12 protein-coding genes and 1 riboswitch are annotated in these 21,328 nt (G+C 45.3%); all 12 genes read left to right on the top strand.

The window, feature by feature from the left end; all coding sequences use genetic code 11:
* Positions 1-90: 90 nt before the first annotated feature.
* The 12 genes from ACZ449_RS08235 to ACZ449_RS08290 all read left to right on the top strand — a co-directional run bounded on the left by ACZ449_RS08235 (position 91) and on the right by ACZ449_RS08290 (position 20,692).
* Complete coding sequence (locus tag ACZ449_RS08235) at positions 91-2,106, top strand: TonB-dependent receptor plug domain-containing protein (RefSeq protein WP_464260544.1); 2,016 nt, start codon at positions 91-93, stop codon at positions 2,104-2,106.
* Between the two features lie 64 nt (positions 2,107-2,170).
* Positions 2,171-2,354: riboswitch (cobalamin riboswitch) on the top strand.
* 171 nt (positions 2,355-2,525) lie between these two features.
* Complete coding sequence (gene cobN / locus ACZ449_RS08240; RefSeq protein ID WP_464260545.1) at positions 2,526-6,251, top strand: cobaltochelatase subunit CobN; 3,726 nt, start codon at positions 2,526-2,528, stop codon at positions 6,249-6,251.
* Positions 6,238-7,533 carry a nitrogenase component 1 gene (locus ACZ449_RS08245; protein WP_464260546.1) on the top strand — a complete coding sequence of 432 codons (1,296 nt, stop codon included), beginning with the start codon at positions 6,238-6,240 and terminating at the stop codon, positions 7,531-7,533. Before cobN (ACZ449_RS08240) ends, ACZ449_RS08245 begins: the two co-directional genes overlap by 14 nt.
* Positions 7,526-8,824 carry a nitrogenase component 1 gene (locus ACZ449_RS08250; protein ID WP_464260547.1) on the top strand — a complete coding sequence of 433 codons (1,299 nt, stop codon included), beginning with the start codon at positions 7,526-7,528 and terminating at the stop codon, positions 8,822-8,824. The genes ACZ449_RS08245 and ACZ449_RS08250 overlap by 8 nt, the downstream gene beginning before the upstream one ends.
* Positions 8,825-8,905: 81 nt before the next feature.
* Positions 8,906-10,855, top strand: a complete 1,950-nt coding sequence (locus ACZ449_RS08255; RefSeq protein WP_464260548.1) for a TonB-dependent receptor plug domain-containing protein — start codon at positions 8,906-8,908, stop codon at positions 10,853-10,855.
* Positions 10,856-10,895: 40 nt separating this feature from the next.
* Positions 10,896-11,666, top strand: coding sequence for a carbon-nitrogen hydrolase family protein (locus tag ACZ449_RS08260; RefSeq protein ID WP_464260549.1), 771 nt, complete (start codon positions 10,896-10,898; stop codon positions 11,664-11,666).
* 89 nt (positions 11,667-11,755) lie between these two features.
* The gene (locus ACZ449_RS08265; protein WP_464260550.1) at positions 11,756-12,850 is read left to right on the top strand and encodes an adenosylcobinamide amidohydrolase; all 1,095 of its coding nucleotides are present in this window, start codon (positions 11,756-11,758) and stop codon (positions 12,848-12,850) included.
* A 35-nt stretch (positions 12,851-12,885) separates the two neighbouring features.
* Positions 12,886-16,599, top strand: a complete 3,714-nt coding sequence (gene cobN / locus ACZ449_RS08270; protein WP_464260551.1) for a cobaltochelatase subunit CobN — start codon at positions 12,886-12,888, stop codon at positions 16,597-16,599.
* Positions 16,589-17,626 (top strand): ABC transporter substrate-binding protein, encoded by a 1,038-nt coding sequence (locus ACZ449_RS08275; RefSeq protein ID WP_464260552.1) that lies wholly within the window; start codon positions 16,589-16,591, stop codon positions 17,624-17,626. Before cobN (ACZ449_RS08270) ends, ACZ449_RS08275 begins: the two co-directional genes overlap by 11 nt.
* Positions 17,627-17,836: 210 nt before the next feature.
* Positions 17,837-18,766, top strand: coding sequence for an aminoglycoside phosphotransferase family protein (locus ACZ449_RS08280; protein ID WP_464260553.1), 930 nt, complete (start codon positions 17,837-17,839; stop codon positions 18,764-18,766).
* Between the two features lie 86 nt (positions 18,767-18,852).
* Positions 18,853-20,223, top strand: coding sequence for an MATE family efflux transporter (locus ACZ449_RS08285; RefSeq protein WP_464260554.1), 1,371 nt, complete (start codon positions 18,853-18,855; stop codon positions 20,221-20,223).
* Between the two features lie 166 nt (positions 20,224-20,389).
* A complete protein-coding gene (locus ACZ449_RS08290; protein ID WP_464260555.1) occupies positions 20,390-20,692 on the top strand; it encodes a hypothetical protein in 303 nt (100 codons plus the stop codon).
* Positions 20,693-21,328 lie beyond the last annotated feature (636 nt).

The raw sequence follows: 21,328 nt of genomic DNA on the forward strand, positions 1-21,328 counted from the left end.
GATAAGATCGAAAAGAAGAGTAGTTCTAAAGTGGAAACAAAGTACCAAAATAAACAAGGATGTTTATAAAAGATACAAGGAGTGTAGATTATGGCAAGCTTAGAAGCTAGAGGAAAATTAGCACGGAAAATCGCAATTGGCATGTTAGTACCAGCCACAGTTATGCTGTCAGCAGGAACTGTAAGTGCGACAGAAGAGGCAGAAGCCTTTAATTTAGATCCTATTGTAGTAACGGCGCAGCGGTATGCCACTAAAGACCTGGATACACCGGCGGCAATCAGTGTATATACTCAGGAAGAGTTAAAGGCCACCGGGGCCACCAGTGTAATTGAGGCACTAAAGTATAGTGAAGGCATTATTTATCATGCCCAGGGGCCGATGGGAAATGCCCAGGGTACAATGACCAGTAAAATTATTATCCGCGGTGTAGAAAAAGGGACATTAGTATTAATCGATGGTGTACCATTAAACCTGCATGGACGCTATAATTTAGAAGACATTCCGCTAGATGATATTGAAAAGATCGAAGTAATTCGTGGCGGCGGTTCGGTATTATATGGTAGTGAAGCAACTGGCGGGGTTATCAATATTATTTCCAAGAGTAAAAAAAGCAATAGTATCTCAGCTTCTGCTGGCAATAATGGCACAAAAAATAATAATGTCAGTTTTCAGGCTGGTAAATTTGGGATGAATTATTCTATTAATAAAACAGATGAAATTGACCACATATCTGGTGGTTATACCAGAAGTACAACTGCGTCCACTAGTGCCAGCTATGTGCCTAAACGTTATTATGATTTTTCCGGCAATGACCGAAAAAATTTATCCTGGCGCTATACATTTGATGACAATTGGGATTTCAGCCATTCCTATGGTACAAGTGATTCGACCTATTTCTATCGCCATGATGAAGCGGCGAATAAAGCGACTGTTGGCAGCCTGAGCTCAAGCAGTAATTTTGATACAACCTATAATCGAATGCAATTAAACTATAAAAAAGATAATGTAAAAGGTACTTTGTATTTCAATCAAAAGGAAATGGATAGCCATAAAAACGAGTATTGGGCTACGGTAAGTAAAAAATATCAACAACTGGCTACGCCGAGTGTAACCAAGGGTACTGACAAAGATCGAACAATTGGGTTGGATGTGCAAAACAGCTGGAAATTAAAAGATGATACTTTACTTATTGGTATTAACGCCCAAAGAGAAAGTTATGATGCGAAAGAAAAAGTGGATAGTGGTGACTGGGATAGCCGTTCCTTTGACCGTAACGTATATTCTATTTACGGGCAATATGATCATCGGCTGAATCCTTCGTCCAATATCATCCTGAGTGCCCGCGAAACTTGGACAGAGGGTGCTGTAGATGATAGAAACTATAATAAGTTTACACCCCAGTTGCAATATCTGAAGAAACTAAACGATAATACCAGCTTATATGCTAATGCCGGGATGTCCTTCATGATGCCTACCTTTACCCAAATATACGGTTCAGCTGGCAGGGTAAAAGGCAATCCCAGTGTAAAGCCACAACAAGGCGAACATTATGAAATTGGATTAAAACGGAACACTGATACCCATGCTTGGCGGTTAGCTCTGTTTAACTATGCGATAGATGACAGTATTTCAACTACGTATGTCGAAAGTACAGATACCTTTAACACTACCAACGAAGACATTAAAAATACCGGAATTGAATTATCCTGCACGATTAATAATGGCGGTGGCTGGCATACCAACTGGGGCATTTCTTATAGTAATCCGCAAAAATATGAAACAGACAAAAATGGCGATAGCGAAGGCTGGCACCGCTACTATGGTAAGCTGCAGCTAAACGGAGGAATAAACTATACCAATGAAAAATGGAAGGCAGCACTTACGGCTACCTATTTAGCGGACCGTGAACGCGATACCGATGACGGCGGCAGCATTAAGCCGATGTTACTGACAGGTGCCAATATCAGCTATAAAGCGGCAGCTGATAGCGAGATCTTTTTAACAGTAGACAATCTGTTTGATCGCAAGGATATTACTTCCCATTCCACGTCAGAGTACTATACCTTGGGAAGAACCTTCCAGTTAGGTTATAAAAGAAGCTTCTAGGCTGAATTTATTATTTACCTACAAGGGAAAAGAATCTGTTAGCGATTGTATAGTAGCTTTATAATTTCATATTATTGAGATAGGTGTCCGTAAGGACTTAATAGGGAAGTCCGGTGTAATGCCGGCGCGGTCCCGCCACTGTAATAGGGAGTTAGTCTAAGGTATGCCACTGAGATGAAAAAGTCTTGGGAAGGTTTGGACAAGCGATGATCTAGAGCCAGGAGAACTGCCTATCTGTCAATCACCGTTTTTTACCCACGAGTGATGGGGAGGGGATTTACAGTCAGACTGTTGTACCGTTATCTCATCCCGGCGTTTTTAATGCCGGGATTTTTATCGGATATAATAGGTGTTTTGAACTCTCCCAACTTTGTTGGGAGAGCTTTTTTGATTTATGTAATAAGTGAGGTGATAGGCTAATGGGAAAAATAATGTTTCTAACTAATATGGAACAACAGCATACCATGATGAGCCAAGCGAAAAAGACCCTTTGTGAAGAAGGGCTGCTTCAGGTGTCTGCCAGTTCTGCGCTTTTAACAGATGCGGAAAAGTGGAGCGATAGATGGGAGAAGGAGTTTTTATCCAGTGATATGATTCTGTTTACCTGGATGGGAACCGGCTTAAATACAAAGTTTCTGAAGAAGTCGTTCGAATTTTTGCAGAAACATAAAATTAAACATCTTTATTTGATTGCTGACCCTGGCAATGATGTATTGGAATATGGAATTACTCTGGTAGAGAAAGGGTTGATTCAGCGATATATATCCTTTAGCGGACTAATAAATTATCGCAATTTGTGGTTATGGATGAGTTGTCAGTTTAGTCAGGCAGATTGTAACTATGCTGATCCAGAGCAACTGCCGTGGAACGGTATTTATCATCCTGGTGCCGAGGAAGCATTTACTGATGTAAGGCTCTACCGTCAGCAGTTTTGTTTACCAGACCGCCCAACCATTGCCATGATTTTTTCCCGCGAAGAATGGGTTTGGGGCAATGTAAGCTATCAAACCGAAATGATCCGTGAAATAGAACGGCAAGGATATAATGCGTTAGTTGTGTTTACGAATAACATGGCGAACACGGCAGAGGGCTCGCCTGATTTGGCTAAAACGTTTGAAACCTACTTTTATGATCAGGGTAAGGTAATCATTGATGTTCTAATTAATAACTTTGTTTTTTCGCTTACGGTGACTCGGTTCCTGGAGTTAAAAGTAATTCAAGACTTAGGCGTGCCGGTATTGCAGGCTTATAATTTGTACAATTCATATGCGTGGTGGAACGAGAGCTTTGCAGGCATGAGTCCTTCAGAAATATCGTATGCGATTGCTATGCCTGAGTTTGACGGTATTATCCATTCAGTGCCTGTGTCAACAAGAGAAGAATTGCCTGATGGCACACATGAAAAGAAACCCATCATTGAACGGATTGCTATGTTGGTGCGTAAAGCCGGCAAGTGGGCAAGATTGCGGCATAAACCTAACCGGGAAAAGAAAGTGGGCATTGTTTTTCATAATTACCCTCCAACTAATTCCAATATTGGCAGCGCTTCCTGCATTGATTCTCCTGAGAGTATCCGACTGTTGTTGGCTGAAATGATGGAGCGCGGCTATAATGTCGATCATCTACCGGAAAATAGCCAGGTGTTTATGGAGGAGTTAATTGCCCACGCAACAAATGACCGGCGGTTTATTACCGATAAACAAATCAGCGAAGCTGACGGCAAATTGACGGCTGAGCAATATGGCCGGTTTTTTGCCGGTTTGGAGGAAAAAACCCAGGAACAGCTACTTAGCGACTGGGGCGAAGCACCAGGGCAAGTGTTTAAGTATGACGATTTTTTATTAGTCCCCGGTATGCTGAACGGCAATGTGTTTATTACTGTTCAGCCGCCGCGAGGATTCGGGGAAGACCCTGGTAAAATTTATCATTCGCCAGACTGTGCGCCAACCCATCATTATCTTGGTTTTTATTATTGGCTGCGTAATGTATGGCAGGCTGATGTATTGATTCATGTTGGAACACACGGCTCACTGGAATGGCTGCCAGGCAAAGGGACAGCCATGTCCGACGCCTGCTATCCGGACATTGCGATTGATGATATGCCGAATATTTATCCCTATTGGATCACTTGCGTGGGGGAAGGAATCCAAGCCAAGCGGCGCAGCGCAGCCTGTCTGATTAGCTATTTGTCGGCACCGATGAGCGTCTCCGGTACCTATGAAGAATTGGCCGAACTGGAAACATTGCTAGAAGAATATTGTCATTTCAAACAAGATACGGCCAATACCGATATGGAACCGATTAAGGAAATGATCAGGGATAAAGTAAAAGAGGCTAACCTAAACGAAGATGTGCCGGAAGCCGAAGCAACTGATTTCGACGAATATGTGGGCCATTTGCATGTGTTTATAACCGATATAAAAAACATGCAAATGAAAATAGGACTGCATACCTTGGGATGTCCGCCAACAGGTGAACATCTCACCGAATATTTATTGGCGTTAACGCGTGTGAATAATGGTGATATTCCTTCACTCATTCAAACACTGGCAGGGATGTTTGGTTTTGATTTTTACGAGCTGTTGGAAAACAGCGGCAAAATGCTGGCTGACGGCAGCAAGACCTATGGCATGTTGATTGATGAGATCCGGGAAAAAAGCCGGGAAGCCATTCTGGTCTTAACAGAAAATGACTTTGCTGTCGAAAAAGCGGAGGCTGTGCTTGCTTTACCCTGGACAAGTCAGTTAGAGGCTGGATTGCGGGAACAGTTTCTGTGTGTAAGCCGTTATATTTGTACGCACATTGCTCCAAGCCTGTTGAAGACAACGCAGGAGATCACGAATCTCCTGGCGGCAATGGAGGGGGAATATGTTGAACCAAGTCCCTCAGGAGCGCCAACCAGCGGCGGCGCAGACTTATTGCCGACAGGACGCAATTTTTACAGTGTTGATCCACGGACACTGCCAACACCGGTTGCCTGGGAAATCGGCAAACAAATGGCAGAAGACATTATCGCTCGGTATGTTACGGAGGAAGGGCACTATCCGGAAAGCGTTGGCATTATTTTGTGGGCGACAAGCAATCTGCGCAATCACGGGCAATGTGTAGCTGAGTTTTTATATTTGATGGGTCTAAGGCCGGTTTGGCAAAAAGGCAGTTTGCGCGTTAGTGATATTGAAGTTATTCCTTTATCAGAGCTTAAGCGTCCCAGAGTAGATGTCACCGGACGTATCAGCGGCTTATTCCGGGATAGTATGCCAAGTTCGGTTACATGGATGGATAAAGCGGTGGATATGGTGGCGTCTTTAGATGAAAGCATCGAAGAAAACTATATCCGCAAACATGTTTTACAGGAGTCGCAGGAATTAACAGAGCAGGGTGTTGACCCGGCTACAGCCTGGCGGCAGGCCTCGTATCGCATCTTTGGTGACCCACCGGGCGCTCATGGCGCAGGGGTGGGGGGCTTGCTGGAGGCAAAAAACTGGGAAAACATTGATGATATTGCCAAGGTGTATGTACGCTGGGGCGGGCATGCTTATGGAGTCGGTTCCAATGGCACATACATGCCTGACGTATTCAGCAAGCGTATGGGCAGCCTTGATATTACGGTACAAAATGTCGATCACCGGGAGTCTTCTATGCTGAGCGGCGATGATTATAATTCATATCGTGGTGGCATGGTGGCCGCAGTTCGCAGCATAAAAGGGGAAATGCCGCGCAATTATGTGGGTGACAGTTCGGATCGTAGCAAGGTGCAGATCCGCAGTCTGAGTGAAGAACTGAAACGCTGGTTTCGGGGTGAGGCCATGAATCCGAAGTATATCAATGGGATGAAAGAACATGGTTATAAAGGCGCGGCAGATATGTCCAGCTATGTGGCGGTCAGTTATCAATGGGATGCGACCAGCGCAGTTCTGGAAGACTGGATGTATGAAAAATTTGCCGAAAAATATGCGTTTGACCCGGATGTACAGGAATGGATGAAAAACGTGAATCCCTGGGCCTTGCACCGCATTACCGAGGTGTTGCTAGAGGCAGAACAACGCGGTTTATGGGAGGCCAAGCCGGAAACCAAAGAAGAACTGCAGAAGCTGTATATGGAGATTGAGGGAGAATTGGAAGGACGCAGCGATGACAATGAATAAACGGCATATGGTAACAATGAAACGAAGCTGCAGTTGCAGTATGCCAGGTGTGTGGCGTGCCGTGGCGCATAACGAAGGGGCTGTCGTGATTTATCACAGTCCCAAGGCCTGCGGACATGTAACTCGTGATATGGACTTGGGCGGTCACTATCATGCAGTAGCCCGCCAGACATTTGTGCCGAAGCAATATACGGCACCGTTAGTAACAAGTAATTTGCAGGAAGAGCACTCCATTTTTGGCGGTGCCGATCAATTGCGACAATGTATTGACTATGTCGTAAAGCGGTACAACCCCCAGTATATTATGGTTGCTAATTCGTGTGTCGCCGGTGTCATCGGCGATGATACCCAGGCAATTGCCCGGGAGGCTGAGACAGAGTGGGGTATACCGATTATGACCGTGCCCTGCTGCGGTTTTTTAGACGGGGAGTATCATGCCGGGTTTTATTATACAGCTAAAATTCTGACAGACCGGTTTATGGAGCCGCAGCCTAAAAACGTTAATACAGTAACCTTGCTGGGCGACCGCGGCGGCCCGAACGGAACCGACGCAAAAGAAATCGGTGAACTGCTTAGTTTTTTTGGTCTGCAGGTACAATGCCGTTTTCCGGGATATGCTACGCTGGAAGAGCTGAAACGTGTTCCAGCTTCGGCGCTTTGTATTCCGTTGGGGGGAAGACCGCAATCCTATACCTGGATGCGCCGACTTGCTGTTGATTTACAAGAAAAGTTTGGGATTCCCTTTCTTGATCATGAATATCCGGTAGGCTGGCAGGGAACGAAAACCTGGATCAGGCAACTGGGCAGAATTTTGGACCGGGAACGAGAAACCTTGCAGGCAGAAACAGTGCAGGAAAAAAGGCTGGAATTGCCGCTATCCCAGTGCCGTACTGCCATGCAGACAATAAGGGTAGTAGTGGGCATTGGCCGGCCACTCATCCATTTTCAGCCAGATATGGTGATTGAATTACTTACCTTGGCTGGAGTAAAGCCTGAGGGAATTGTTTTGTTTAACGGACTTACCGGGGAGCAGAAAGAGGCCATGCGGCAAGAACTAAAAAAATATACGGTAGCGTCTATTTTGGACGAAAAAGAGGGAGAAGCCATGATAAAAGCTGCAGACCTTCTGATTACAACCCACGAACTGGAGGATGAAGAAAATCGGCAGTTTTTTCTGCCGATCCTACCGCCGTTAGGCGTTGGCGGCTTAATTGACTTGTTGAATAAATTAGCGCGGCTGGCAAGGCAGACTGGGCGGCGGGGAGGGGTGCTGTATGGTTGATAAGCTGCAGTGGGGTAATGTTTGCACCCAGGTGAATACTTGTGCTTTAACCGGCGCGGCAGCTTTTTTTGCCGGTATTCCTGATGCCGCTATTGTGGCAAATGGACCGCTCTGGTGTTATTTTTATGCGCTTAAGTTCTTTGACAAACAATGTCCTACTATGGGCAAGCGTTTCTTTGGCACACAGCCGGATAATAATGCCGTTGTTTATGGTACAGAAGAATGCCTGCTGGAATTATTACACTCCATTCGGCAGTCGTCCCGTCCATCGGTTCTCTTAATAGAAAATAGCTGTTCTGTCAGTCTGATTGGCGATGATATTGCCGGAATTGCCGCGCAGGCTGATATGCCCTGTCCGGTGGTATGTATTGACAGCGGCGGTTTGACAGGCGGCTTTTGGGAAGGCTACCAGGCAGCAGCAGCAGCCTATTTTTCTGTTATGCCGCTGCAGCGGCGTACTCTGGTACAGCCTCGTACGGTGAACTTGTTGGGCTGCTCGGTCGGCTATTACAATGCGGAAAACGATTTGCAAGAGTTGAAACGCATGCTGTCACTGGCCGGATACAAAGTATGGGCCTATCCGGGCGCAGGCAGCAGTACTGAAGAAATGGCAGCAATGACTCAGGCAGAATTAAACCTAGTCATTCATGCCGAACTGGGACTTAATCTAGCGCAGTATCTGCAGAAGGAATACGGCATGCCTTATCTGTCGCTGCTGCCGCCTTACGGTCTGGAAGGTTCGCTAAGCTGGCTGAAAGCAATAGCGCAGGCCATGCCAGGAGACGCTCAAAATCTGCAGGCTGTGCAGCAGGAAGCTGACAGTCTAAATCGCCGGCTGCGTACAGCCACGCGGGAACTGCAGCGGTTGTGGGGTGAACCATGGTTTGAACATACACTTGTTGCGGCACCTTCTTCGGTTGCTCTCTCGATGGCACAGGTGCTGCGTTCGGAGTGGATGTCTACCGGAACATTAACCGTTATATTGCATGACGGCGTTCCTTCATATACGGTGCCTAATTGCATTGATACCATCCTCGACGGACAGAGTGACAGTCAGGTGATCGAAAGTCATTTGGCAAACATTTCAGCAGGATTGCTACTGGCAAGCGGCCAGGAAAAAGCTATATTGCAGCAACAGGCAGTGACAGAGGTGGTGTGCCAGAATATCTCCCTGCCAGTGTACGATGAGATCATTTTGCACGACAGGCCATTTATGGGTTTCCGCGGCTCAGTCCATATGGTTGAGCGGCTTTGGAATCAATATATGCACTTTTGTCAGTGGAAGAGGTGAAAGGGGAAAAAAACCATGCCGGAATATTGCCCTGATTTTATCCGATGAAAAAAATTTATAATTTGAGGGGGAGAAACATTAATGAAACAGTCAAAATTGACAAACAAAAGAAAAGCCTTGCTGTGCGCTATGGTGAGCAGTGCGCTGGTGCTGGGCATGACGGGGATTTCCTATGCGGAGGAACGAGATGACTACGCGTTTGATCAGGTGGTAGTAACCGCTACAAAGACACCGGTTAAGGAATTTGAGGCAAATGCCAATATTAGTGTGGTTAGCAGGGAAGAAATTGAAAAAAATCATTATGCGGATGTTAGTGATGCTTTACGGCATGTGCAAGGTGTCACAATTATGAATTATAGTGCCGGCGGCGAAAACTTTAGTTCGAATGGCTTATATATCAATGGGTCTGCTAATGTAGTCTTTTTGGTTGATGGCATGCGGGCCAATACGAATGGCAGTATATACAGCAAAGCTCCGATAGGAGAATTTGTCAATATGAATATGATTGAGCGCATAGAGGTGCTAAAAGGCTCTGCTTCCACTTTGTACGGTTCTGACGCACAGGGCGGTGTCATTAATATTATTACCCGGAAGCTGAAAAATGGTGAATCGGAATCTAAACTTGGGATTGAATATGGCAGCTATGATAAAGAACAGTATAATTTTACGCATAGCGGCAGCAAGAATGGGCTGTTCTGGAGTATTGACGCTCAAAAGCGGCTTATGGGTGATTTTAAAGATGGAAACGGCAACTCTGTCATTAACGATATTAACTCTACGGCGTTAAATTTTAAAATCGGCAAAGATTTTGATGAAAATTCCAGTCTTACCTTAAATTATCAAACCTATAAATCCGATTATCAAAGACCTGATGTAGGTTCATTTGATACTACTAGAGATTATGGTAAAAAGGACAATAATAAATTTAGTCTTGTCTATGATAGAAAAATTTCTGAACAATTGACAAATAAGTTTTCGCTATTTAGAAACCAAAATGTTTTAAAGGACAAATATGATAGAGCGGATATATGGTACATGGATTTAGAAACTGCAGGCTTTACCGATCAGCTCACTTATAAAGCAAGTAAGCAGCATACCTTGATTGGCGGGTTTGATTATTATAAGGACAAAGTAAAGAATTACTATTCGGCATACTATGCCGGATCGATGCTTAATGCAGAAACCTACCAAGATAAAGAACTTTCTAACCAGGCATTATTTATACAAGACGAATGGAACATTGATAAAAACTGGAATCTTACCTCAGGGATTCGGTTTGATCATCACTCTGAATACGGTAACCACACTACGCCAAGTGTTGTAGTGGGGTATAAGCAGGATGATAAAACAAATTATTATGTCAGCTACAAGGAATTTTTTGTCGCTCCTAACCAATACCAAGTATTTTCGAAAATTGGCAGCAAAGATTTAAAACCGGAGGAAGGAAAAACCGTCGAATTCGGTGTGAATCACAAATTTGACGATAGTTTTGTTGGCAGCTTCAATATTTATAAGCAGAAGGCTGAGAATATGATTGGCTATAAATACTTGACCAGTGCTCCATGGTATCAATATTACAATACAGGAAAAGAAGACTCTCGTGGCTGGGGAGTACGGTTGACAAAAGACTTTAACAAAAACTTCAGAGCCAATATTGGTTATACCTATATTTATGTAGATCCGACATCGGCAACATCCAATCCGAATCGAAACGGTTTCTTGCCTCGCGGTACCTGGAATATTGGGTTTGATTATGACAAGGACAAGTTCAATACCGTTCTTAATGGGCGGGGGATTGTTGACCGAGAAGGGGGATATGGCAAAAATACAGTCGATGAATTTAAAAACTTCTGGGTGTGGGACTTAGCTGTTAATTACAAGGCTTCAGCTACTACGAAAGTGTATGCAAAAGTGAACAATATTTTTGATAAATTCTATGCGGAGCAGGGTTCAGACGGTAATCCCAGCAAAACGTATTGGTATTCGTCACCCGGACGCAATGTTCAAATGGGCATAGAGTATAGTTTCTAATTGGTACAATTTTTATAGGATTGAATTGAGGAGAATGAGTATGCGCATTGCTTTATTGCATCTTGAGCTAAGTGGCGGGCCGGAAAAGCGGAATCAGGCGTTGCTGGAAAAGGCGATAACTCTTGCCGCCAAAGAGGGGGCCAATTGGATAGTCACGCCGGAGACTGCACTGCAGGGTTATTTTTTTACCCAGAAAGACCGCCCCTATTCCATACCGGTACAGCCTGCGCCGGAATTGCAGCCCATCAGACAGCTGGCAGGCGCCTATGGCCTGACCCTGTTTTTATGCTGTGCCGAACAGGATGAAACAAGTGGCCTGTACTATAATAGCTGTCTGGTTATTGGTAATGACGGCGAGATCATCGGCCGCCACCGGAAAATGCGCTCACATGGTACAGGCGCGGAAGGCTGGGCAAGTAAAGGAACATGCCGGGATCCCTTTGCTTGTAAGGAGATGACCGCCGGCGTGCTGGTCTGCGCCGATTCCTATTTTGAAGAAAACGCACAGGCACTAAAAGCCAAGCAGGCGCAAGTCATCATTGTACCTGCAGCCTGGCCGCCGGGAGGCTGCGGCGGGCCGCCGGTCAATGCCTGGGAGCGGTGTTCGCGGGAGAGCGGTCTGCCGGTTTGGATTTGCAATCAGACCGGCAATCAGGAGAGAATGGATTTGAGCAAGGCGGAAAGCGCCGTCGTGGTTAACGGGAAACTGCAAATTGCCTATCACGGTCTGCAGCAGGCGGCACTTTTATTTGACTGGGACGAAGAAAGGCAGCAGCTGTTGTCTACAGAATTTAAAGTGCTTGAGTTATAAAGTGAGACTTAGCCGCTCTTAACTCGCATTTGTAGAAAATGTGAGTCTTAGAGCGGCTTGGTCGTCGGATAAATGGGGGCGGATATATTATGGAAGCTATTTTACTGCATACGTTATCTATGGGGGATGAAGTCATTTGGAAGCCGGAAAACTGCAGCATTTCTGTTGCCTTTACAGCGCCGCGAAAAGTGCTGAGCACCTCATTGCTAAACGGGGGTTATCGAGAAGACCTAACAGGGGTATTCAATCATAACTGTGGACCAGATGACGGCAGTCATGCCAAATTGCGGGCGGCCACTTATCAGGAACACATGCGCATACTGGCTGTTGATGCCGGTCTTGACCCTGATCGGACAACAGGCATGGGAACGGCGGCGCGAATGGAAAATGTGGCTATCGTTGTCAGATCATATCAGGAACTTGTTGTGACAGCAATTGCAACCGCAGGGGTTGAAGGCAATGGCGGACGGGTTGGTGATCCGGCTCAGCATTATGCACCTGTCGAAAAAACAGCGGTTCATAAGCCGGGAACAATTAATGTTATGTTGATTATAGACGCCGATATGCCGCCTGGCACGTTGGCACGGGCGTTGGTAACCTGCACAGAAGCCAAGACGGTGGCTTTGCAGGAACTGATGGTGGGGAGTCTCTATTCAACTGGCTTGGCAACCGGCTCCGGCACAGACCAGAGTATTGCGGTAGCTAACCCACAATCGCCGCTTTATTTTGAAGGAGCAGGTAAACACAACAAGCTTGGCGAGTTGATTGGACTTGCTGTAAAACAAGCTGTGACAGAAGCTTTGCTAAAGCAGAACGGATTAACGCCGGCAAAGCAGCATAGTGTGCTGCGTCGGCTGAAACGCTTTGGCGTAACTGAGGAAACGTTATGGCAGAAGTATCTGTTAATTATGGTACAGCCAAAAGAAAAGGAAGTATTCCTCCAGTCACTGCGGCAGTGGGAACGAGAGCCGCAGGCTGTTACCTATACCTCCTTGTATGTTCATCTGATCGATCAGCTGCAATGGAATTTATTAGCGGCTGAAGAAGTTTGTGAATGCAGCAATGAGCTTTTGCAGAGTGCCGGAAAAAAATTTGGCGTTAACGCTCCGGTAATTCAGCAAGCCGAAATATCGATGTTGATAAAAACCTGGGAGCAGATGATGTTGGCTTGTGTGGTAAGATGAAACGCCAGGCAGTTTTTAGAAAGTGAGGGCATACTATGGGACGCATTATTTTTTTGACCAATATGGAACGACAATGTCTTATGCTGGAAAGAGCCCGGGAGAGTCTTGTTCAAGAAGGGCTGAAAGCAGAGGACAGGACGGTACTCTTAACTGAGGCTGTTCCCTGGGGCGCAGAATGGCAGCAGACCTTCAAGGCCAGCGATATTGTTATTTTTACATGGATGGGCAGTGGACTTGATACTGCCTTCCTAAAAAAATCAGCAGAATTTCTGCGTAAACATAAGATTACTTATGCCATGTTAATCTCCGACCCGAGCGCAGGCGAGCTGTCATATGGCATTTCTGCTGAAGAAAAGGAACAAATGCAAAAATACCTGTCATATGGTGGCCTGGAAAACTTTCGCCAATTTTGGTGTTGGCTGGCCAAAACGTATTGTCAGGAAGCTATTGCTGTAAAAGAACCGGAAACATTACTGTGGCAGGGCATTTACCATCCGCGGGCAGAGCGCCCGTTCACCGATTTGGCAGAATACCGCGCAGTCTTTTGCCAAGCTGACAGGCCGACAATCGGCCTTTTGTTCTACCGTGATGAATGGGTCTGGGGTGATTTGACCTATCAGGCGGCGCTGGTGGAGGAGATTGAACGGCAGGACATGAATGCGTTGGCGGTGTTTTGCCAGTATGTCGGTAATCCGGAACTGGGTACGCCGGGACTTAAGGAAACAATGGCTGACTATTTCTGCCGGGAGGAAAAAGCAGGCATTGATGTTTTGTTAAATACATTTAAATTTTCGATGACATCGATGAAAGCCATTGACCAGGAAGCGTTGAATCATTTGGGTGTGCCTATCCTGCAGGCCTATACGCTATATCAATCTCGCGACGAATGGAAACAATCCATCGAAGGCATGACCGCGATGGAGATGGCAGTCAGCATTGCCATGCCTGAGTTTGACGGGGCACTGCATGGTGTGCCGGTAGCCGGGCGGGAATATCAGGATGACGGCAACGCCATTTATTTGCCGTTGACCGAGCGCATCAATTCGATGGTGCGAAAAGCCCGGAAGTGGGCCGCTTTACGCTATAAGCCAAACAGCGAAAAGAAAATCGGCATTATTTTTCACAACTATCCGCCAACCAACTCGAATATTGGTAGTGCCGCCGGAATGGACTCGCCGGAAAGCGTTCGTCTTTTGCTGGCGAAGATGCGTGAACTGGGGTATAAGCTTGACAGTATTCCTGAAGATAGCCAGTCTTTCATGAATGAACTCATTGCCCATGCTACGAATGACCGGCGGTGTTTGACGGAAAAGCAGATAGCGGAAACAGACGGACAATTGACCAAAGTGCAGTACCAGGCTTGGTTTGATGGAGTAGAGCAAGCGACTCAGGAACAATTAGTAAAAGACTGGGGTGAACCGCCGGGGGATGTGTTCCATTATGACGGAAAAGTTTTAGTTCCCGGTATGTTAAATGGCAATATCTTTATTACTGTGCAGCCGCCGCGCGGTTTTGGCGAAGATCCGTCAAAAATCTATCATTCGCCTGATTGTGCTCCGACCCATCATTATCTCGGTTATTATTACTGGCTGCGCGATATCTGGCAGGCTGATGCTGTTGTGCATGTCGGCACTCATGGCTCGCTGGAATGGCTGCCAGGCAAGGGTGCGGGACTGTCGCGGGAATGCTATCCTGACCTGTCTATTGACGATTTGCCTAATATATATCCGTACTGGATTACGGTTGTTGGCGAAGGCGTCCAGGCCAAACGACGCGGCGCAGCCTGCCTGATTAGTTATCTGACGCCGCCCATGAGTCATGCCGGCACTTACGATGAATTGGAAGAACTGGATAAAATCTTGGATGAGTACTGTCATTTTAAGCAGACCCAGCCAGAGCAACTGGATACTGTTATGGAACTCATTCGCACCAAAGCAGCGGAAGCCAATTTGCAGGAAGACGTACCGGAAGATCCCGAGCAACCTTTTGATGATTTTGTCGGACGCCTGCATGCGTATGTTACCGATATCAAAAACATGCAGATCCGGACAGGGTTGCATACCTTGGGCTGTCCGCCGGCCGGGGAAACCTTGATCGAGTACCTGCTGGCACTTACGAAGGTGGATAATGGCGATATTCCGTCGCTTACACAGACCATTGCTGCTGTATATGGTTATGACTATTACCAGCTTTTAGAGGAAAGCGCCAAGTTGCTGCCAGACGGGAGCAAGACGTATGGTGTTTTGGCTGATAATGTCCGGGAACGCTGCCGCGATATCCTGGTTATGTTGGCTGAGCATGAATTTGATCCGGATCAGGCGGTAGAGGTCCTGCAATTTTCCTGGGCGGCTGCGCTTTCTGTCGATTTGCGGGAGCGGCTATTAGCGGCAGTTTCTTATGTTTGTCGGACGATAGCTCCTAGTTTGGCGAAAACGACGCAGGAAATCACCAACCTGATGGCGGCGATGGATGGTTGTTATGTGGAGCCAGGGCCGGGCGGGGCGCCAACTAGCGGTGGAGCCGATATTCTACCGACAGGCCGGAACTTCTACGGTGTAGACCCTCGTACATTGCCTACGCCTGCGGCCTGGGAGATTGGCAAGACCATGGGGGATGATGTGATTGAGCGTTATATCGCTGAAGAAGGGCGGTACCCTGAAAATGTCGGTATTGTCCTGTGGGCGACAAGCAACATGCGTAGTCATGGACAGTGCATTGCGCAATTTTTATATTTGATGGGCGTCAAGCCGGTATGGCAAAAAGGCAGTATGCGGGTAATAGACCTGGAAGTTATCCCCATAGAGGAACTGAAACGTCCGCGTATTGACGTGATCGGTCGGATCAGCGGTTTGTTCCGCGATAGTATGCCGATGGCATCGGCGTGGCTGGATAAAGCAGTGGAACTGGTCTTGCAGCTAGAGGAAGGACCAGACTTGAACTATGTAAAAAAACACGTAACAGAAGATGCCAAAGTCATGGAAGAACAGGGGATGGACAGTGCGGAAGCCTGGGAGCAGGCAAGTTGGCGGATTTTCGGTGATCCGCCCGGAACCTATGGGGCCGGTGTCGGCGCTGTGTTGGAAGCAAAAAATTGGGAAACTATTGATGAGTTGGCAAAAGTCTATGTCCGTTGGGGCGGACACGCCTACAGTGGCAACGGAAAAGGTGCTTATGTACCGGAATTGTTCAGCCGCCGCATGGGTAGTCTGGATGTTACGATTCAAAACCAGGATAACCGCGAAATCAGCATGCTCAATTCGGATGACTATAATGCGTACCACGGTGGCATGATTGCTGCTGTTCGCAGCATCAAGGGCGAAGCGCCCCGTTCGTATTGCGGTGACAGTTCAGACCGAAAGAAGGTTATGATGCGCAGTGTGCAGGAAGAACTCAAACGTATGTTCCGGGGCGAAGCGATTAATCCTAAATTCATCGAAGGCATGAAAAAACACGGCTATAAAGGCGCTGCTGATCTATCCAATTACGTAGCTCACAGTTACCAGTGGGACGCGACCAGTGATATTATGGAAGATTGGATGTACGAGAAGTATGCAGAAAAATATGCCTTTGATGCCGAGATGCAGGAATGGATGAAAGAAGTTAATCCCTGGGCGCTGCAGCAGATTGCGGAAACCTTGCTCGAAGCGGCGCAGCGCGGTTTGTGGAATGCCAAGGAAGAGACCAAACGCGAATTGGAACAGTTGTACTTGTCAATTGAGGGCGAGTTAGAGGAGCGCAATGATGCGTAGCCGCAAAGGCTTCCTGTTTGGAGTAGCAACAACAAGAGAAGCCGGGGGAATGCGGCAGTATGGCGGAATAACTGCAATGGCAGTTGTGCTTTTCAGTGTTTTGAGTATGCTATTGGCAGCAGGCTGTGCTGGTGGGCAGACGACAGCAAGCACTGTCAGTGCTATCGGAGCAACAGGTTATCAGGTAACCGACACGCAGGGAAATGTACTCACGCTGCCGCAAAAACCGCAGCGGATTGTGACCTTAGCTTTATCCAGTGATGAAATGGTTTTAGCCATGGTGCAGCCGGAGCGGGTAGTCGCTTTGCACTATCTGGCAGATGACCCCGGCATATCGACGATTGCCGATAAAGCCGGCAAGATAAAGGAACGGATGAAGGACTACAATGCCGAACAGATTCTGGAACTGAAGCCTGACCTAATCATCGCGCCGGAATGGAATCGGGCTGATCTTATTCAAACCCTGCGCGACATGGGCATGCCGGTGTTTGTCAGCAAGGGACCGTCCAGTGTCGTGGAAGTCAAGCAAGCCATCCGTGAAATTGCGCAGGCAATTGGTGAAGAAGAGGCCGGTGCTGCCATGCTAAGCCGTGTGGACACGGAACTGGCTGATATTGCGGCTAAAGTCAAGAACATACCGCCGGAACGCCGCCAGACGCTGGTGCTGATTTCTCATATGGCTGCCTATGGCGGCAAAGGTAGTTTGTTTGACGATATGTGCGGTTACGCAGGGGTCATTAACGGCGCAGCCGCTGCCGGCTTGGGGAAAAATGATGTTTTGACCAAGGAAGGCATTATCAGTATTAATCCGGATTTCATACTGGTGCCAACCTGGGGTAACGGTAAACTGGATGCTAATAAAATCAAGGCAGACCTGGAAAATGATCCGGCGCTGCAGTCAGTAAAAGCCATTCGCAACAAGCGCCTGGTGCAGCTGCCTGACATGTATTTGTACTGCGCTTCGCAGGATATTGTACAGGCTATTCGAGATATCTTGAATGCAGCCTATCAGGAGTCAGGGAACTGATATATAATTTTCCAATAAGAAAAACTTGCTAAATGTTAACAGTTTAGCAGGTTTTTTATTGAAAGCAAGGAATTTTTGAAAGAGTAATTCTTAATAAATTAGTTCTTGGTTTTAAGATAAGCATATAGTTGCTTTTGGTGCTGGGACACAAGAATGGGGGGCCACTAATTATTGACAGATGGGTGAAGAAGGTTGGAGAGGGGTTCGACAATGAAAGAAATGTTTCATGACATATCCGGCGCCTGCAGATGGAAAACAGTTGAACTCATTAATAAAGGCTGGTCGGATGATAAAAAATATCATATAGTAACTGATGAAGGAAAACAATTGCTATTGCGTGTTTCTGATATCTCCAAATATAAAATTAGAAACAAAGATTATGAGACATTGAAACAGCTTGATGAAGTGGACGTATTAATCTCAAGACCGATTGATTTTGGCGTTTGCAATAACGGAAAAAATGTCTACATTTTGCTCACTTGGATTGAAGGTGTAGATCTTGAAGAAGTTCTTTATTCATTGAGCAATAAAGAACAGTACAACCTTGGAGTGAAAGCAGGTGAAGCACTTAGAAAGCTACATTCAATTCCTGCACCGGAAAATCACATTCTATGGGCAAATCGCTTTAACCGGAAAATTGACCGGAATATTAATAAGTATCAAGCCTGTGGCATTAAGATTACTGGTGCTGACAAAATCATGGAGTATATTGAGAAAAACAGATATCTTTTGGATAATCGTCCGCAAACATTTCAGCACGGTGATTACCATATTGGAAATATGATAATCACTAAAGATGGCGAATTAGGTATTATAGATTTTGACAGACTGGACTATGGTGATCCTTGGGAAGAGTTTAATCGTATTTTCTGGTGTGCCAATGTAAGCAGCGCATTTGCGACAGGACGTATAAATGGATACTTTGAGAATAATGTGCCGGAAATATTTTTTAGATTAATGGGACTTTATATTGCATCAAATCTTTTATCTTCAGTTCCTTGGGCTATTCCGTTTGGGCAAGAACAGGTTGACATCATGTGTAATCAGGCGCGCGATGTATTGGAATGGTATGATCAATTTCAAACAGTGGTTCCTAATTGGTATTTGCCTTACGGTACGATTGTTCGCAAACAAGGGTAGTATTATTACAAAAAGCATACTTGCTTCAAATGAGGTATTCATCGGAGAGATCCGGCAGTTGGTTACGGCGAAAGTGGGGGGATATAGTGGACGAAGTAGTTAAAGAGATACCTGTGGTTTCATTTAGGTATATTCTTAAAATTACATATCCAGTTGTACTGTCCATGCTTTCGATGAATATAATGATTTTTGCCGATCGAACCTTTGTAGCACATTATGATCTTACTCAATTCGCAGCCATGATGCCGGCTAGTTTTTTTGCTACGGCAATAGCCTGTATTTTTACGGGAATTATAGGTTATGTTTCAGTACTTGCAGCACAATACTACGGTGCCGACAGATATGACGATTGTTCAGCAGCCATGTGGCAAGGCGTATATCTGGGTATGTTTTTGTGTGTGCTGCTAATCCTACTATCCTTGGTTTCAGTCAATTTGTTTCAGATAATGGGGCATGGCGGTGAATTATTAAAGTACGAAGTCGAATATTTTTATCTTATTATATTGGCTAATTGTATCCAACTTTTTTCTACTGCGTTTTCCAGTTTTTATCGTGGTGTTGGCGATACCAAAATCATTATGTATGTAAGTATTGCCACAAACTTGGTAAACATTGTGTTGGACTGGCTGTTAATATTCGGAAAATGTGGCTTACCTGCGATGGGAATGGCCGGGGCGGGAGTGGCAACGATTATAAGCTGCATAATTGGCCTTATCCTGTATATTTTTCTCTTAAACAAGAAAACGTTTAAACATAAGTACAGAACATTAAGCACGTACAGTTTTAATAGAATTTTGCTTTATAAATTGTTAAAATTCGGGTTGTTTGCCGGAATACAGGCTTTTGTTGAAACAGGGTATTTCAGTTTTCTCCTGCTTATTATCGGAAAAACAGGTGAGTTTGCCTTGACATGTGCGAATATCGCTTTTTCAATTGAAGCAATTTCTATATTGCCAATTATCGGTATTACCACTGCGGCAGGTATTATTGCCGGTCAGGAGAGGGGGGCCAATAGGCTGAATAACATTACAGTGGTGATCAAAAAAGGAATGGTAATCGGGATTTGTTTTAATTTCTTAATTATTGGTTTATATAATTTATGTCCTGACCTTTTGATTTCGATTTTCACCAATGAACAGCAACAAGAAAAAATTCGGTACCTAAACAATGCGACTATTCCATTGGTGAGACTTACATCAATATGGCTTGTGTTTGATACGATTTATTTAACGATTGGCAGTGTATTGCAATCAGTGGGCGATACTAAGTTTATGATGGTAATCTATGTAGTTGTTCCGTTTCTATTTTATGTGGTTCTGCCATATATGCTCTGCGTTTGGGCAGAGCTTTCCATGATTTGGCTGTGGATTGCACTGACGGGATATAGCATAATTATGGCGATTTTAGTAACGAATCGATTTCTTGGCGGTAAATGGAAAGATATTAGCATTATCTGATACTTGTCGTTAGGATTGAAAAAATATACTATTATTGTAATATTTGGTTAGACTCCACTAATTTGCGCAAATAAAATAATATTTTTATTGACTCTATCCTGGGAAGATACCTTATTATTAAGGCAGGTTAAAAGCTTTAACCTAAATATATAACGAGGTGATTTACATGACACATCCAAAGTATGAATTGCCCAAAACTCCTCATGCGGAATATCGTTATAAAATGGCGATGAAACATGTTGAAGCTGCGAAAGCTGCTGGGAAATCTTCTGAAGAAATCCATGAAATCTTTAACAAAATTATGAATTACGATATTAATAATATGACTAATGACGAAGCCCACAAAAAATATCGTATGGCTGTTGAACATGCAAAAAAAGCACTTGAAAACGGCAAAACATCGGAAGAGGCACATAAGATTTTCCAACAGGTGTTAGAGTCAAAAGGCGAAGGCCATTGCCATAAATGAAGACTTGATTCAGAGGGTGTTTTTACACCCTCTGAATCCTAGTCGGAATTATCCAGGGACTTAGTCGCTCTTAACTCCCGCTTATAGAAGACGAGCGTCTTAGAGCGGCTTGGTCATCGGATAAACACGAATAAAATACCATAAGCGGTCTCATTTGTTTAATGAGACCGCTTAAAAATGTCTCCCGACTTTGATAGAAACAACATGCAGCCATGGTAGCATTCCCCTAAACTCTACTATAGGTATATACTTTATTATAGTATCATTTTCAACCAAAACTGTCAGTATCCTTCCCATATTTTAGTTTATAAACCGGGATAGGAACCCATAAAAAAGGCGGCATGGTATCGCAACAGAGCCAACGGAAAAAATTTCTTTATACCCACATTGGTATAATAATATGTAACTGGTCAGAAAAAAATCCTGCTGGTAGGGCTTAGTTACCATCCTGCGACACCTGACGGAAGAGTACCCCGCTCTGATGTACCATCCGGGCCGGGGAAACTGCCGCAAGCCCTGTCTGAAACCATCAGTGAGGAGGGATGGACTATTTGGTCAGACTGGATAATTTAGCCAAGAAGTGATTGACATTTCACGATAAAAGATGATATAATTAATATTAAATGTATAATAGTG

It is taken from the genome of Desulfosporomusa polytropa, assembly GCF_055380075.1.

Bases quoted from the DNA above. Each gene is read 5' to 3' on its own strand.
- ACZ449_RS08250 (WP_464260547.1), top strand. From the start codon at position 7,526: ATGGTTGATAAGCTGCAGTGGGGTAATGTTTGCACCCAGGTGAATACT.
- ACZ449_RS08290 (WP_464260555.1), top strand. From the start codon at position 20,390: ATGACACATCCAAAGTATGAATTGCCCAAAACTCCTCATGCGGAATAT.
- ACZ449_RS08265 (WP_464260550.1), top strand. From the start codon at position 11,756: ATGGAAGCTATTTTACTGCATACGTTATCTATGGGGGATGAAGTCATT.
- ACZ449_RS08275 (WP_464260552.1), top strand. From the start codon at position 16,589: ATGATGCGTAGCCGCAAAGGCTTCCTGTTTGGAGTAGCAACAACAAGA.
- ACZ449_RS08245 (WP_464260546.1), top strand. From the start codon at position 6,238: ATGACAATGAATAAACGGCATATGGTAACAATGAAACGAAGCTGCAGT.
- cobN (WP_464260545.1), top strand. From the start codon at position 2,526: ATGGGAAAAATAATGTTTCTAACTAATATGGAACAACAGCATACCATG.
- ACZ449_RS08280 (WP_464260553.1), top strand. From the start codon at position 17,837: ATGAAAGAAATGTTTCATGACATATCCGGCGCCTGCAGATGGAAAACA.
- cobN (WP_464260551.1), top strand. From the start codon at position 12,886: ATGGGACGCATTATTTTTTTGACCAATATGGAACGACAATGTCTTATG.
- ACZ449_RS08255 (WP_464260548.1), top strand. From the start codon at position 8,906: ATGAAACAGTCAAAATTGACAAACAAAAGAAAAGCCTTGCTGTGCGCT.
- ACZ449_RS08235 (WP_464260544.1), top strand. From the start codon at position 91: ATGGCAAGCTTAGAAGCTAGAGGAAAATTAGCACGGAAAATCGCAATT.
- ACZ449_RS08260 (WP_464260549.1), top strand. From the start codon at position 10,896: ATGCGCATTGCTTTATTGCATCTTGAGCTAAGTGGCGGGCCGGAAAAG.